Origin of the sequence: Achromobacter sp. UMC46 (assembly GCF_014170335.1) — a bacterium.
Classification (GTDB): Bacteria; Pseudomonadota; Gammaproteobacteria; order Burkholderiales; family Burkholderiaceae_B; genus Achromobacter.
Map to the genome: position 1 here is coordinate 566,325 of NZ_LZZS01000004.1, position 14,276 is coordinate 580,600.

The 14,276-nt window shown below is 66.7% G+C and carries 13 protein-coding genes and 1 pseudogene; 8 read left to right on the forward strand and 6 right to left on the reverse strand.

The window, feature by feature from the left end:
- Positions 1-22: 22 nt before the first annotated feature.
- Positions 23-1,009, reverse strand: coding sequence for a tripartite tricarboxylate transporter substrate binding protein (locus A9973_RS05425; RefSeq protein ID WP_183012726.1), 987 nt, complete (start codon positions 1,007-1,009; stop codon positions 23-25).
- A gap of 218 nt (positions 1,010-1,227) precedes the next feature.
- On the opposite strand from A9973_RS05425, the gene A9973_RS05430 reads away from it, so the two are divergent.
- Positions 1,228-1,884, forward strand: a complete 657-nt coding sequence (locus tag A9973_RS05430) for a GntR family transcriptional regulator (protein WP_183012727.1) — start codon at positions 1,228-1,230, stop codon at positions 1,882-1,884.
- Positions 1,885-1,900: 16 nt separating this feature from the next.
- On the opposite strand, the gene A9973_RS05435 is transcribed toward A9973_RS05430, so the two are convergent.
- Positions 1,901-2,788: a DMT family transporter gene (locus tag A9973_RS05435; protein ID WP_183013170.1), complete on the reverse strand. Its 888-nt coding sequence runs from the start codon at positions 2,786-2,788 to the stop codon at positions 1,901-1,903.
- 43 nt (positions 2,789-2,831) lie between these two features.
- Between A9973_RS05435 and A9973_RS05440 the strand changes: the two genes are divergently transcribed.
- Positions 2,832-3,401 (forward strand): XRE family transcriptional regulator, encoded by a 570-nt coding sequence (locus A9973_RS05440; RefSeq protein ID WP_183012728.1) that lies wholly within the window; start codon positions 2,832-2,834, stop codon positions 3,399-3,401.
- Positions 3,402-3,461: 60 nt separating this feature from the next.
- Here the strand turns inward: A9973_RS05440 and A9973_RS05445 are convergent, their stop codons facing one another.
- The 3 genes from A9973_RS05445 to A9973_RS05455 form a co-directional block, all read right to left on the reverse strand.
- Positions 3,462-5,867 (reverse strand): TonB-dependent siderophore receptor, encoded by a 2,406-nt coding sequence (locus A9973_RS05445; protein WP_183012729.1) that lies wholly within the window; start codon positions 5,865-5,867, stop codon positions 3,462-3,464.
- A gap of 78 nt (positions 5,868-5,945) precedes the next feature.
- On the reverse strand, positions 5,946-6,962 hold the full coding sequence (locus A9973_RS05450; RefSeq protein WP_183012730.1) for a FecR domain-containing protein: 1,017 nt from the start codon (positions 6,960-6,962) through the stop codon (positions 5,946-5,948).
- The gene (locus A9973_RS05455; RefSeq protein ID WP_183012731.1) at positions 6,959-7,477 is read right to left on the reverse strand and encodes a sigma-70 family RNA polymerase sigma factor; all 519 of its coding nucleotides are present in this window, start codon (positions 7,475-7,477) and stop codon (positions 6,959-6,961) included. Before A9973_RS05455 ends, A9973_RS05450 begins: the two co-directional genes overlap by 4 nt.
- Before the next feature lie 339 nt (positions 7,478-7,816).
- On the opposite strand from A9973_RS05455, the gene A9973_RS05460 reads away from it, so the two are divergent.
- A complete protein-coding gene (locus A9973_RS05460; protein WP_183012732.1) occupies positions 7,817-9,079 on the forward strand; it encodes an MFS transporter in 1,263 nt (420 codons plus the stop codon).
- A 14-nt stretch (positions 9,080-9,093) separates the two neighbouring features.
- Here the strand turns inward: A9973_RS05460 and A9973_RS05465 are convergent, their stop codons facing one another.
- On the reverse strand, positions 9,094-9,966 hold the full coding sequence (locus A9973_RS05465) for an NAD(P)-dependent oxidoreductase (protein ID WP_183012733.1): 873 nt from the start codon (positions 9,964-9,966) through the stop codon (positions 9,094-9,096).
- 220 nt (positions 9,967-10,186) lie between these two features.
- Here A9973_RS05465 and A9973_RS05470 point away from each other — a divergent pair, with 220 nt between their 5' ends.
- The 5 genes and pseudogenes from A9973_RS05470 to A9973_RS31085 all read left to right on the forward strand — a co-directional run.
- Complete coding sequence (locus tag A9973_RS05470; protein WP_183012734.1) at positions 10,187-10,579, forward strand: Zn-ribbon domain-containing OB-fold protein; 393 nt, start codon at positions 10,187-10,189, stop codon at positions 10,577-10,579.
- Positions 10,576-11,739 carry a thiolase gene (locus tag A9973_RS05475; protein WP_183012735.1) on the forward strand — a complete coding sequence of 388 codons (1,164 nt, stop codon included), beginning with the start codon at positions 10,576-10,578 and terminating at the stop codon, positions 11,737-11,739. The genes A9973_RS05470 and A9973_RS05475 overlap by 4 nt, the downstream gene beginning before the upstream one ends.
- 11 nt (positions 11,740-11,750) lie before the next feature.
- Entirely contained in the window at positions 11,751-12,437 is a 687-nt protein-coding gene (locus A9973_RS05480; protein ID WP_183012736.1) for a 3-oxoacid CoA-transferase subunit A, read from the forward strand.
- Positions 12,434-13,096 (forward strand): 3-oxoacid CoA-transferase subunit B, encoded by a 663-nt coding sequence (locus tag A9973_RS05485; RefSeq protein WP_183012737.1) that lies wholly within the window; start codon positions 12,434-12,436, stop codon positions 13,094-13,096. The genes A9973_RS05480 and A9973_RS05485 overlap by 4 nt, the downstream gene beginning before the upstream one ends.
- Positions 13,086-14,276 (forward strand): annotated as a pseudogene (locus tag A9973_RS31085) (acyl-CoA dehydrogenase family protein); the annotation flags it as partial. The gene A9973_RS05485 and the pseudogene A9973_RS31085, both read left to right, overlap by 11 nt.

Sequence of the window (14,276 nt, forward strand, 5' to 3'; positions counted from 1 at the left end):
ATGCTGGAACTCGTAGAAAGGGTTACTGCGGGGTGATGCCGGCTTGGTCGATCAACTGCTTGGTGCGCGGAATTTCGGCCTTGATGAAGGCGGCGAACTCGTCGCGGCTGCCGCCGCGCGGTTCGGCGCCGGCTTCGGCGAGCTTACCGCGCAATGCCGGGTCGGCCAGCACCTTGTTCACGGCGCGGTTCAGTTTTTCGAGGATGGGCGCAGGCGTGCCCTCGGGCGCGACCAGGCCATACCACGGGGCGATGTCGTAGCCGGCATAGCCCTGTTCCGCGATGGTGGGGATGTCCGGAGCCAGCGCCGAGCGTTGCGAATTCGACATGCCCAGCGCCAGCAGCGAACCGCTCTTGACCTGGGGCAGGCCGGTCATGATGGTGTCGAAGTACATCGACACCTGGCCGGAAAGCAGCGCCGGAATGGCTTCGCCCGCGCCCTTGTACGGCACGTGCAGGATATCGATGCCGGCGATGGACTTCAGCATTTCGCCTGCCATGTGCGAGGTGGTGCCGGTGCCGAACGAGGCGTACGTCAGCTTGCCCGGATTGGCGCGCGCGTAGGCGACCATTTCGGGCAGGGTCTTGAACGGCTGCTGCGGGTTGGCCAGCAGGATGTTCGGGGTGTAGGCCACCAGGGACACCAGCGCGAAGGCGTCCGGGTCATAGGCCAGGCGCTTCTGCAGGAAGCGGTTGGTGACGACGGCAGCCGGGCCGCCCATCAGCAACGTGTAGCCGTCCGGCGCGGACCGGGCCACCGAGGCGCTGCCGATCGCGGCCGCGGCGCCCGGACGGGCTTCCACGACAAAGGGCTGGCCCAGTTCGGTGGCCAGCGCCGCGCCCAGCTGGCGCGAAATCAGGTCGGTGGCGGAACCGGCCTGGAACGGCACGACGATGCGCACGGGATGTTGCGGCCAGTCGGTGGCCGGGGCGCCTGCTTGCGCGCCGGCCTGGGCCGCGAAGGCGGCGGCGGCCAGGCCGGCCAGCGTCCGGATGAGACGAAATTTCATGGTAATCCCCTTGATCGCGTGATGAAAAACGAGTGCTGCCGGGCGGATCTCGTGCCCGTTCCGGCGCGTCGGACGCATGGAAGCGCCCGCCGGAGAGGATTAGACGGGAAGGCCTTCGCTCGGACTATTGGTGTTTGCATCCATGGATCACTGGATCCAGTTTGTGTTATTTTTGCGTTTATCTATCATTGCGGCTTTCCAAGCCCTGGGGGACGACGATGCTGCAATTTCAGAAGACAGCGATCAGTGCCGAAGACGAGGCGTACCTGCATTTGCAGCGTGAGATCCGGCTGGGCCGCTATGCGCCCGGCCAGCGCCTGGTGCCGGATGTCGTCGCCAGCGAGATCGGCACCAGCCGCATGCCGGTGCGCGGCGCGTTGCGCCGTCTGGCGTCCGAAGGCCTGGTGGAAATCCGCGCCAATCGCGGCGCGGTGGTGCGCGGACTGAACCAGCAGGAAATGCTGGAAGTCTTTGAAATGCGGTCGGTGCTGGAAGGCCTGGCCATGCGCAACGCCGTGCTGCATATGAATGCCGAGCACATCCGCCGCCTGTCCAGCCTGCTGGACCAGTTGGAGCAGGGCTCCGGCGACTATCTGGACTGGACCACTGCGCACCGCGAATTTCACGAATACCTATGCGGCTTCTGCCAGCAGCCGCGCCTGTTGCGCCAGATCTCCGAGCTGCATTCGGTGGTGGAACCCTATATGCGCTTGTGGGCGGCACAGCCCGGCCGCGTGCTGCGCGTGCGCGAATCGCATCAGGAACTGATCGATGCGCTGCAGACCCGCGACTCTGCCCGCTGCGAGGCCGCCATGCGTCAGCACGTGCTGAACACCGTCCCCGCCTTGCAAGCCTTCCTGGAACAGGCGGCCTGATCGCGCACCAGTCCGCTCAGGCGTCGTTCAATCGGACTTCCACGGCTTTCTTTCGGCGAAACTTGATCTCGCTGGCCAGCACGCCGGCCACGATCAGCGCGGCGCCTGCCAGCGCCAAGGCGGGCAGCCGGTCGCCCGCCAGGCGGCCGACGATGCCGCCCCAGACCGGTTCACCCGCATAGATGACGGTGGCGCGGGTGGGCGACACGGACTTCTGCGCCCAGTTCATCGTCAACTGGATCGCGGCGCTGGCCAGGCCCAGGCCGATGGCGGCGCCGGCCCACAGCCACGAGAACGCGGGGACCGATTCGCCCAACGCCGGCATCAGCGCAAACGACACCAGCCCGGCCGTCAGCAACTGCACCGCGGTGACGCGGCGGCTGTCCACGCGTTTGGCGAACAGGCCGATCAGGATGATCTCGGCGGCAATGGCGACGGCGCCCGCCAAGGTGGCCAGCTCGCCCGGGCTGAAGCTGAGCGAGCCCGCTTCGGGGCCGGCCAGCAGGATCAGGCCGGTGAACGCCAGCGCCACGCCGATCCAGCTCATCAGTCCGGGCGGGCGTTTCAGCACGGCCCATTGCAGCAGCGGCACGATCGGTACGTACAACGCCGTGATGAAGGCGGACTGGCTGCTGGTGATGGTGCGCAGGCCATGCGTCTGCAGGTAATAACCCAGGAACAGGGCGCAGCCGATCGCGACGCCTGCGCCCGCTTCGAATCGGGTGATCGCCATCATGTGCTTGCGGAACAGCAGCATCGTCACCAGGCCCGCAATGGTGAACCGCACGCCTACGAAGAACAGGGGTCCGCTATGCTGCATGGCAATGTGAATGATGAGGAACGTGCTTCCCCACAGCATGGTGACCAGTACCAGGGCGATTTCCTGGCGCGTCAGGGCGAACATCGATGTCTTTGGGGGCACGATTGACTTCAATAGCTACGAAATTATGAGCAATATACTGCACATTACGTCGCCGGGCCGCGATGTCCTCACGCATGTCGGGGCCAATTTGCGGCGGATCCGCAAACAGGCCGGGTTGAGCCAGACGGACCTGGCCGACGCGTCGGGCATCAGTCGGCGCATGATCGCGGGGGTGGAAGCGGGAACGGCGAACATCAGCCTGTCCAGCCTGGATAAATTGGCCGGCGCGTTGGGGGTGGGCTTCGTGGACCTGGTCAGCGACCCCAACCGGGAACGCCGCCGCATCGAGGCCATGGCATGGCGCGGCGAGCGGCCCGGCAGCCAGGCGGTATTGCTGGGCGCCGCCCCCGCCAGCTGCGAGGCGCAATTATGGATCTGGACGCTGGCGCCAGGGGAACAATACCTGGCCGAGCCCGATCCGGACGGATGGCACGAGATGGTCTACGTGATCGAGGGGACGCTGCGGCTGGAACTGTCCGGCGTGCCGCAATCCGTCTCCGCCGACGATTTCGCCATCTACAGCAGCGCGCAGCCCTATGCCTACTTCAACGACGGCGACGCGCGGCTGCGCTTCGTGCGCAACGTGCTTCGATAGGGCAGCGGCGCTGGCAAGACGCGCGCTGGCCCCTTCCGGGAGCGCGCGCTCCCCCGACTGTCAGAACTCGTACTTCAACGTGGCGACGACGTTGCGCTCTTCGCCGTAGTAGCAGTAGTTCAGGCTGGCGCATGACGCCACGTAGGTTTTGTCCAGCAGGTTGTTGGCGGCCACGCGTACGCTCATGCCCTTGAGCGACGACGACAGCCGGGCCAGGTCGTAGCGCACCGACAGGTCCACCAGCGTATAGGCCGGCACCTTGAGCGTGTTGGCGCTGTCGGCCCAACTGGTGCCGACGTACCGCACGCCCGCGCCCACGCCCAGGCCGGAGTCGAACTGGTAGTCGCCCCACAGGGACGCCATGTGGCGCGGCGCCTGGTACGGCGTGTTGCCGGTCAGGCCCTCGGTGGACTCGCGGTAGGTCATGGCCGTGAAGGTATAGGCCGCCAGCATCGTGAAGTTGTCCGTCAGGCGCGCCTTGCCTTCCAGCTCGATCCCGCGCGATCGCACCTTGCCAGCGGGCGTGTAGTAGGTCTGCGCCAGCACGCGGTTGGCCACGTTGTCCTGCGTCAGGTCGAAGGCCGCCAGCGTCACCATGTTTTCGGTGCCGGGGGCCTGGAACTTCACGCCGGCTTCGTACTGCTTGCTTTGCGTGGGCGGCAGCAGATTGCCCTGCTGGTCCGTGTAGGCATTGGGGTTGAACGACTCGCTGTAGCTCACGTAAGGCGACACGCCGTTGTCGAACAGGTAGACCAGGCCGGCGCGCTTGGTGAACTTGGAGCCGCTCCAGCTTTGCCTGGACGCATAGTCGCCGGTGCGGCTGGATTCCGTGGTGCGGACCTCGTCCTGGCGGCCGCTCAGCGTCAGGCGCCAGCGGTCATAGGCCAGTTGGTCCTGCAGGTAGAAGCCGGTCTGCTCCAGGCGGCGGTCGAAGAAGGTGCGGCTGGCGATCTGCACGTTGCCGTTGGCATAGTTCGGATGGAAGGCATCCAGGTTGGACGCCGTGCCGGAATCCCAACGGCCGTCGGCATGGCGGTTCTGGTAGTCAAGCCCCAGCAGCACGGTGTGTTTGACCGCGCCCGTCTCGAACTTGCCCTGCAGCTGATTGTCGATGGCGAACGCATTCAACGATTCATCGGCGCCCGAGTAATAGCGGTTCAGCTCGGTGCCGTTGGCCCAGCCGTAGCCGTAGACCTGTTTGAGCGCCACATCGGATGAGACATAGCGCGCGTTTTGACGGAAGGTCCAGCGGTCGTTGAAGCGGTGGTCGAACTGATAGCTGAAGATGCGTTCGTTGCGCTTGAATTCGTTGTTGTCGGGATCGGAATCCACGAAATGGCGCGAGATGCGTTGGCCGGCATGGTCGTTGGTGATGCTGGCGTCGGCGGGCACGCCGCTGTGGAAGCCGCCGCTGGGATCGCGCTGCAGATAGGCCTGCAGCAGCAGGCTCGTGTCCGGCGTGAAGTTGAACATCACCTGCGGGGCGATGGCATAGCGTTCTTCGCGGGTGTTGTCGAATTGCGTATCGGTGGAGCGGCCCAGTCCGGTGATGCGATAGGCCGCTTTGCCGTTGTCGTCCACGGGGCCGGCAACGTCGAAGCCCACGCTCTTCTGGCCCTGGGTGCCGTACGACACTTCGACTGCGCGGTAAGGATCGAACAGCGGGCGCTTGCTGGTCAGCTGCACCAGGCCGCCGGGGGCGCTGCGGCCGAACAGCACCGATGACGGGCCGCGGAACACGTCGATGCGTTCGACGAAATAGGGATCGATCTGGATAGAACTGAAGGTGCCGGAATCGCTCAGCAGCTTCAGGCCGTCGTAGATGGTGTTGTCCGTGCTGTTTTCGATGAAGCCGCGCAGCGCGACATAGTCGTAGCGGTCGGCCGCGCCGACCAGGCCCGTGAAGGCGCCGGGCGTGTAGCGCAGCGCTTCCGTGACGCTGCGCGGCTTTTGTTCGTCGATCTGCTCGCGCGTCACGACCGACACGGATTGCGGCGTTTCGATCAGCGGGGTGTCGGTCTTGGTGGCACTGGAACTGGTCGATGCCAGCAGGCCTGAAGTCGGGTCCAACGCGCCGGGCACGCCCTGGCCGCTGACGCGCACGGCGGGCAGGGTGGTGGTGCCGGGCACGGGCGTCGCCACCAGCACATAGCCGCCCGCGCTGCGCGCGGCGGAGAAACCGCTGCCCGCCAGCAGCACGCGGAAACCTTCATCCACGCGGTAGCGCCCCTGCAGCCCGTTGGTGGTCAAGCCCTGGATGCGGCCGGCATCGACAGAGATCGCCACGCCCGCTTGCTGGGCATAGCGGTTCAAGGCCGGGGCCAGGGGACCGGCGGTGATGTCGAACGGGATCGCGGCATCGGTCTGTTGTTGGGCATGGGCGGGCAGGGCGGCGGCGCCCAACGTGGCCAGCAGCAGGCTGAATGCCAGCGGGGTGTATCGGAGGTTCAAAGTCGGCAGGGGCATGGAAAGTTCCGTGTGCGTGAGTGTCCTGATTGCTATGACGCACGAGCTCGGAAAAGCGGAACCCTGGACTAGAAAAAGTTATTTCCCCGGAGGAACCCGGTCGACGATGACGACCCACGGGGTCAGCGTGCGCACCCGGATGGGGAAGCTGCTGGCCAGCAGCTGCAGGGCGCGGTCGGGGTCGTCCAGCGGCAGGACGGCGTTGACCTGCAGGCCGGCCAGCGCGTCGCGGTCCACGCGCAACAGGCCGCTGCGGTAGCGGCCCAGCAGCTCCAGCACGTCGGCCAACGGCTTGTCTTGCACGACCAGCCGGCGGTACTTCCAGGCGTCTTCGACCGCGGCGGCGTCCAGCGGCTGCGGCGCGCCCACGCTGTCCGGAGTGATGCGCACCTGTTCGCCGGCTTGCACCTGCCGCGCGTGGTCCGGGTCGGCGTCGTCCCGGGCGGTAGCCAGCACTTTGGATTCCAGCATGCCCAGCACCGTCACGCTGGCGTCCGCGCTGACGACGAAGCGGGTCCCCAGCGCGCGCGCGCTGCCCTGGGCGGTGCGCACCACGAACGGCCGGGCCGCGTCATGGGCCACTTCCACCAGGATGTCGCCGCGCACCAGTTCGACCTCGCGGCGTTGCGGATCGAAATGCAGATTGACCGCCGCGCCGGGCTCCAGCGTGACGCGGCTCTGGTCGGCCAGCACATGGGTTTGCCACTGGCCGGCGCCGCTGCGCATGTCGGCCAGCAGGTAGGACGACGGATAGAAATGCAGGAACACCGCCAGCGGCGTGGCCAGCGCCGCGGCCACCGCCAGGCCGGCCGCCACCCGGCGGGCGCGCCGCCGCCTGCCGCCTGCCCAACCGGCCTGCAGGCCGGCGTGCAATGGCGTCGTCTGCCCTTGCGCATCGTCGCGCAACGCGCCCAGTTGCGACAGCACGGATTCCATCCGCCGCGCGGCGGCTTCGTGGCGTGGATCTTGCTGCTTCCATGCATCGAAGCGCTGGCGAAGGCGGTCGCGATTGGCCGGGTCGCCGTCGTCTTCGGTCAAGCGCATCAGCCACTGCGCGGCCTCGCGTGCGATGGTCTGGGCGGCGGCGCTGCTCATGCGTCCACCGCCTCGTGGCAGTGCACCAGCGCCGACACCAGGTACTTGCGCACCATGCGGTCGGTCACGCCCAGCTTGGCGGCGATCCCGGCATGGGTGTCGCCATCCAGGTAGTGAAGCAAAAAGGCCTGGCGCGGTCGCGCCGCCAGGCCTTCCAGGATGGCGCTGATCTGGGCCAGCGCCTGGGACGTCATCAGGATCTGTTCGGGCGAGGGCGCGCCGGGATGGTCGGCCATGGCCAGGCTCAGTTCCGCCAGATAGGCGTCTTCCACCTGGCGGCGCCGCGCCTGGTCGATGATGAGCCGGCTGGCGGTCACCGACAGGAACGCCCGGGGTTCGCGCACCGCCGCCAGCGCGTCGCGCGATGCCAGGATGCGCGCAAAAGTGTCATGCGCCATGTCCGCCGCATTGTGCGGGCAGCCCAGCTTCTTCTTCAGCCACGCCAGCAGCCAGCCGCCATGGTCGACATACCAGGCATGCAGCGCGGAATCGGGGCGGGAGGTTGCCGAAGGCATGGAGAACGCGGAATCGCCGGGGTGAAGAAGCCACCGCAGGGATGGCTGATGAATGAAAATCGATATCAATTATATTTACTTCGCTGGAATTTGCGAATCTGGCGGGAGCGACCGCTGACCGAACAGCAATTTCGGGGGTGCGGGCGGCGCGCCGCCTGACCGTCTTATAGCCAGGAGTAATATGTCGCGTCTGGCGGCGTCGGCCGCCGGCAAGAACATGCCGTTTCACGCCTCGTCCTTCCCACCCGTGTCGATAGCGGATCCCCTTCCGCGCCTTCCCTGCGGTGTCTGCAAGCCCTGGCGCATGAGCGGCCATAAGAAGACATCGAGGAGAAGGAATTGGACAAGCAAGCGTCGGGCGGCTGGTATTTCGGCTGGAACATCGTTGGCGCCGCCGCCGTACTCACCCTGTTGACGGTCGGCCTGCGCATGGGCATCGGGCCGTTCTTCCTGCCGATGGCGGACGGGCTGGGATTTTCGCGCAGCCTGTTGTCGGGCATCGTCGCGGTCGGCATGCTGTGCTATGGCCTGGCCATGCCGCTGGCCGGCTATCTGGTCAGCACGCGCGGCACCCGCTTCGTGCTGCTGACCGGCACCGCCATCGTCGTGGCATCGTCATTGTGGACGGTGTTCGCGCGGGGCCCCATCGAATTCCTGCTGTCGTTCGGCGTGGCGCTGTCCGTCGGCCTGGCCTTCACCAGCCCCGTCGCGCTGACGCCCGTGATCAGCCGCTGGTTCACCCGCCAGCGCGGCATGGCGCTGTTCTTCCTGTCCACCGGATCGATGGCGGGCATCGCCTTGATGACGCCCACGCTCACGTTCGCGATCGCGGCCGTGGGCTGGCGGGAAACGCTGCTGGCGTTTTCCGTACTGTTCGCCTTGCTGACCGTGCCGGTGGCGCTCTTCATCATGCGCGACACGGCGCCGGAACACACGGACCTGCTGCCCCACCAGATCATCGACACCAAGGCTTCCGCCAAACCCGCGGCCAAGGGCCCGGCGCCGAACGTGCGCAACGCTTTGCGCACGCTGCCGTTCTGGCAAGTGGCGCTGGGGCTGTTCGCCTGTGGCTACAGCATGAACCTGCTGGGCACGCACGGCATGCCGATGCTGATGGACCACGGCTTCGACGCCACCACCAGCTCGCTGGGCATCGGCCTGATCGGCCTGGTCGCCATCTTCAGCACGCTGGTGCTGGGCCGCATGTCCGACCAGGTCGAGCGGCGCAACATCCTGGCCGCCATCTATCTGGTGCGGGGCTTGGGATTCTTTGCGCTGGTCATGGTGGGCGCGCATTGGGAGTTGTATGCGGCGGCCACGATCGGCGGCATCGTGTGGGCGGGGAGCATCGCCTTGTCTTCGGCGATCCTCGCCGACGTCTACGGCATCCGCCTGGTCGGCGTGCTGTACGGCCTGACGTATCTGGGCCACCAGGTGGGCGGCATGATCAGTTCGTGGCTGGGCGGGTGGGCGTTCGACACGTTCCACACGCATTGGGTCGCCTTCGGGTCGGCGGGCGTGCTGCTGTTGCTGGCCGCGGCGATTTCCCTGCAACTGCCGGGGCGCGGTCTAGCACGCGCGCCGGCAGCCGTGGGACGCTGAATCAGCAGTCTGAATCAGCGGTCTTTCAGCAGCGAAACCAGTTCGGGCACGTAGCGGTCGCCGCCGCCTTGCGTGACGGCCTGGTCGAACGTGTGCTGAACGGCGGCGCCGATTTCGCGCACGGCGCCGGTTTCGGCCGCCATGGTGTTGTAGTAGGACAGGTCTTTCTGCGCGTTCGACATGAAGAAGCGCAGCGACGACGGGTCCTGCTCCAGCAGGTACGGCTTGATGCGTTCCAGCGCCACGCCGCCGCCGCCGCCCTTGGCCAGCACATCTGCGAATACGGCCGGATCGATGTCCGAACGCAGCGCGCAGGCGGCTGCTTCCGACAGCAACGCCACCACGCCCAGCGACACGTAGTTGTGCAGCAGCTTCATGCGGTGGCCGGCGCCGACCGGGCCGGCGTGCGTGATGTTCTCGGCAAAGCAGGCCAGGATCGGCTTGCATTCTTCAAACAGGGCGGAGTCGCCGCCCACCAGCAGGTTCAGCCGGCCTTCGGCGGCTTCCTTCGGCGTGCGCGTCATCGGCGCATCCAGGAAGCGGCCGCCGGATTCGGTCACGGCCTGCGCCACCTTCACGGTGGACGAGGGAATGGCGGTTGAGCAATCGATGATCACGGTGCCCGGGCGCAGGCCTTCCAGCACGCCGCCCGCGGACAGCAGCACGGCTTCCACCTGCGGGCTACCTGTCACGCACAGGATGATCACATCCGACGCGGCGGCCAGCGCGGCGCCGCTGTCCACGCTTGCCGCGCCAGCGGCCTTCAGCGCATCCAGGGGCTGGTTGCCCGGGTGCTCAAGCACGGTCAGCGCGTGACCGTGCTTGACCAGATTGCTTGCAATGCCGTGGCCCATGAGGCCGATTCCAACCATGCCGACTTTCGCCATCTTCCACTGCTCCTGCCATGTTTAGGGGTGTTGTGCCGTAAATCTTACTCCGTCTTCTCGGGGGGGCGGCGGGCGCTTCGAATACGCCGAATGATGCCTTCGAATCTTTCGGATGGTCAGGGGCGGGCCGCATTCCTAAAATCGTTTCACGCCCCGAGCCATGCCGGGCGGACAACGACCTATAACGGAGACATCCGCCTTCCGGGCGGATACGATCAGCATGCCGCACACTGAAACCGGGCCGGCCGCCAGCGCCGAGCGCCATTATTTCGAGCAGCTCGCGCAGGGCTGCTTCACGATCCCGCAATGCCAGGCCTGCGCCCGGCACCATTTCTATCCCAGGGTGGTCTGCCCGCATTGCGGCTCGGACGTCTTGCACTGGACCGAACCCAGCGGGCTGGGCGAGGTCTATTCCACGACTGTCGTCCGCAGCAAAGCCGGCGACTATACGGTGTGCCTCGTCGATCTGGCCGAAGGGCCGCGCCTGATGAGCCGCGTGGTCGACATGCCGCCCGAGGCGGTGCGCATCGGGATGCCCGTGCGGGCACGGATCGACACCGTGGACGGCGGGCCGTTGCTGGTGTTCGTCCCTCGGTTGGGGGAACAGGCATGAGCGGCCGCAGCTATCGCGGCGCGATCGCCGTCCTGGGCACCGGCATGGCCGGGCTGGGCGACTGCGGCGGGCGCACCGAACAGGAAATCATCGCGCAGGCGGCGCACCGCGCCGTGGCCGCCAGCAGCCTGAAGATGCAGGACATCGACGGCATCATCACGTCCAGCCTGACCTCGCCTTGGTGGGTGATGCGGATGTCGGAATACCTGGGCATCCGCCCGCGCTTTTCCGACAGCACGATGTTCGGCGGATCGTCGTTCATCGCCGATCTGAAGATCGCGGCCATGGCCATCGAAGCCGGCCAGTGCGACCACGTGCTGGTGTGCTACGGCGCCAACCCCCGCAGCGCACCCAGCAGCACGCAGATCAATCAGATGCGCGCGGCGCTGGACCCGCAACCCTACGAACATCCCTACAAGCCGTTTAACCCGGTGACCAGCTATGCGCTGGCCGCTGCGCGCCATATGCATCAGTACGGCACCACGCGGCGCCAACTGGCTGAAGTCGCGGTGGCCGCGCGCAAATGGGCGCAGCTGAACCCGGACGCCTTCCTGCGCGGGCCGCTGACGATCGACGACGTGCTAGGCGCGAAGATGATTTCAGACCCCTTGACCGTGCGCGACTGCTGCCTGGTGACCGACGGCGCGGGCGCCTTCGTCGTGACTCGCGCGGACCGAGCCCGCGACCTGCACCCGCGCCCGATCTACGTGTTAGGGACGGGCCACGCGCATTGGCACCGGCAAATCTCCTGCATGCCCGACGTCACGGTCACGCCCGCGGTGGATTCGGGGCGAGCCGCCTTCGCCGAAGCCGGCCTGACGCCGGCCGACATCGATCTGGTCGAGCTGTACGACGCCTTCACCATCAACCCCATCCTGTTCCTGGAGGACCTGGGCTTCTGCGCCAAGGGCGAGGGCGGCGCCTTCATCGGCGGCGGCCGGATCGAACCGGGCGGCGACCTGCCCATGAACACCAACGGCGGCGGCCTGTCGTTCACGCACCCCGGCATGTACAGCATTTTCCTGGTGATCGAAGCGGTGGCGCAACTGCGCCGCGAGGCCGGCGAACGCCAGGTCCCCAAGGCCGACGTCGCGCTGGTGCACGGCAACGGAGGCGTGCTGTCCAGCCAGGCCACGGCCATCCTTTCCCATACCTTGTGACGGAAACCCAGATGAACAAGATGGTCCATTGCGCTGCGCAGGCCGTGGCGGATATCCCCGATGGCGCCACGGTCCTGGTCAGCGGCTTCGGCCTGTCCGGCCAGCCCGTGGATCTGCTGGATGCGCTGGTGGAGCAGGGCGCGCGCAACCTTACGGTCGTATGCAACAACAGCGGCAGCCGCGACAGCGGCCTGGCCCGGCTGATCCGGCTGGGACGCGTGCGCAAACTGATCGCCTCATACCCGCGCGGCGCGGAATCCCAGGCGTTCGAATCGGCCTATGCCGACGGCCTGATCGACTACGAGTGCGTTGCGCAGGGCACGTTGGCCGAGCGGCTGCGCGCCGCCGGTTCCGGGCTGGGCGGCTTTTTCACGCCGACCGGGTACGGCACGCTGCTGGCGCAAGGCAAGGAGACACGCGTCATCAAAGGCGTCGGTTACGTGTTCGAAGAGCCCTTGCACGCCGACTACGCGCTGGTGAAAGCCTATCGCGCGGATCCGCTGGGCAATCTGGTCTACCGCAAAGCGGGGCGCAACTTCGGACCGTTGATGTGCATGGCGTCGGCGACTGCGATTGTCCAGGTGCATGCGCTGGCCGAGGTCGGCGGACTGGACCCGGAACACATTGTCACCCCTGGCATCTTCGTGCAGCGTGTGCTGCGTATCCCCGACGCCCAGTTGACCGGAGCCCTGCAATGATCCAACGATTTTCACGCGCGGACATTGCGCGCCGCGCCGCCGCCGACATCCCTGCCGGCGCCTACGTCAACCTGGGCATCGGCATGCCCGTCATGGCGCTGGACTACTGGACGCCCGAGCATGGCGTCATCGTGCATAGCGAAAACGGCATCCTGGGCATGCGGGCGCGCGCTGAAGACGATCCCATCGATCCCGACCTGACCAATGCGGCCAAGCAGAACGTCGCCATGTCGGCCGGCGGCAGTTTCTTCAACCACGCCGACTCCTTCGCCATGATGCGCGGCGGCCATCTGGACTACTGCATCCTGGGGGCCTATCAGGTGTCGGAAACCGGGGATCTGGCGAACTGGTCGCTGGGGCAGCCCGGCGTGGCCGCAGCGGTGGGCGGCGCCATGGATCTGGCTGTGGGCGCCAAACGCGTCCACGTGCTGATGGAGCACACGACGCGCGACGGCAGCTCCCGCTTGCGCCGCGTGTGCGACCTGCCGCTGACCGGCGCGGCTTGCGTCGACCGCGTGTATACCGATCTGGCCACGCTTGACGTGACACCCGACGGGTTCCTGGTGCGCAGCATGGCGCCGGGCCTGTCTCGCGAGGCCTTGCAGGCCGCCACCGACGCGCCGCTGCGTTTCGCTCAGGATCTTCAAAATGCCGGCTGATACGGACATGGCCGCGTTCCGCGACGAGGTCCGCGCTTTCCTGCGCGACGAACTTCCCGCGGACCTGCGGCGCAAAGTGCTGGACCACCAGCGTCTGGACAAGGAGGATTTCCTGCGGTGGCACCGGATCCTGCACGCGCGCGGCTGGGCCGCGCCGAACTGGCCGGCGGAATACGGCGGCGCCGCCTGGGGCATTGGGCAGCGCAACGTGTTCGATGAGGAATGCGCGCTGGCCGGCGCGCCAGAAACCGTGCCCTTCGGCTTGCGGATGGTGGCGCCCGTCATCATGGCCTATGGCTCGGCGTGGCAGAAAAGCCATTTCCTGCCGCGCATCCTGAGCGGGCAAGACTGGTGGTGCCAGGGCTATTCCGAACCGGGCGCCGGCTCGGACCTGGCCTCGCTATCCACCCGGGCCCGACGCGAGGGGGACAATTTCGTCGTCAACGGCCAGAAGACCTGGACGACCTACGCGCAATACGCCGACATGATGTTCTGCCTGGCGCGGACCAATCCCGAGGCCAAGGCGCAAGCAGGCATTTCCTTCCTGCTGATCGACATGCGCAGCCCTGGGGTGTCGCTGCGCCCGATCCGGACGCTGGACGGCGGTGAAGAGATCAACGAGGTCTTCCTGGATGATGTGGTGGTGCCCGCGTCGCATCTGGTGGGCGAGGTGGACCGCGGCTGGACGTATGCAAAGTACCTGTTGTCGCATGAGCGCTTCGGCGCGGCGCGGGTCGGCCGCGCCAAACGTGAACTGGGCCATCTTCAAAGGCTGGCGGCGCAGCGCGTGGTCGATGGCCAGCCCCTGGCCGACGACCCGGTGTTCGCGCACCGGATGGCACAGCTGGAAATTGATACGCTGGCACTGGAGCAGACCAATCTGCGGTTGATCGCACGCGATCAACGCGGCGCTGGCCATGGCGCGGAAGCGTCGATCTTGAAATACCTGGGTTCCACGTTGGCGCAGCGCATCAGCGAGGCCCTGGTCGACACCGCGGGGCCGAACGCGCTGGCCTATCAGTCCCAGGCCTTGGAGCGGGACTATGCGCGAGGCGGTCCGACCGCCGAGGAGGAACTGGCGGCGATGCCAGGCTTCTACCTGAACCTGCGCAAGATCTCCATCTATGGCGGCACGGACGAAGTCCAGAAGGACATCATCGCCAAACTTGGGCTGGGCTTG

Bases quoted from the DNA above. Each gene is read 5' to 3' on its own strand.
- A9973_RS05425 (WP_183012726.1), bottom strand. From the start codon at position 1,009: ATGAAATTTCGTCTCATCCGGACGCTGGCCGGCCTGGCCGCCGCCGCC.
- A9973_RS05430 (WP_183012727.1), top strand. From the start codon at position 1,228: ATGCTGCAATTTCAGAAGACAGCGATCAGTGCCGAAGACGAGGCGTAC.
- A9973_RS05435 (WP_183013170.1), bottom strand. From the start codon at position 2,788: ATGTTCGCCCTGACGCGCCAGGAAATCGCCCTGGTACTGGTCACCATG.
- A9973_RS05440 (WP_183012728.1), top strand. From the start codon at position 2,832: ATGAGCAATATACTGCACATTACGTCGCCGGGCCGCGATGTCCTCACG.
- A9973_RS05445 (WP_183012729.1), bottom strand. From the start codon at position 5,867: ATGCCCCTGCCGACTTTGAACCTCCGATACACCCCGCTGGCATTCAGC.
- A9973_RS05450 (WP_183012730.1), bottom strand. From the start codon at position 6,962: ATGAGCAGCGCCGCCGCCCAGACCATCGCACGCGAGGCCGCGCAGTGG.
- A9973_RS05455 (WP_183012731.1), bottom strand. From the start codon at position 7,477: ATGCCTTCGGCAACCTCCCGCCCCGATTCCGCGCTGCATGCCTGGTAT.
- A9973_RS05465 (WP_183012733.1), bottom strand. From the start codon at position 9,966: ATGGCGAAAGTCGGCATGGTTGGAATCGGCCTCATGGGCCACGGCATT.
- A9973_RS05470 (WP_183012734.1), top strand. From the start codon at position 10,187: ATGCCGCACACTGAAACCGGGCCGGCCGCCAGCGCCGAGCGCCATTAT.
- A9973_RS05475 (WP_183012735.1), top strand. From the start codon at position 10,576: ATGAGCGGCCGCAGCTATCGCGGCGCGATCGCCGTCCTGGGCACCGGC.
- A9973_RS05480 (WP_183012736.1), top strand. From the start codon at position 11,751: ATGAACAAGATGGTCCATTGCGCTGCGCAGGCCGTGGCGGATATCCCC.
- A9973_RS05485 (WP_183012737.1), top strand. From the start codon at position 12,434: ATGATCCAACGATTTTCACGCGCGGACATTGCGCGCCGCGCCGCCGCC.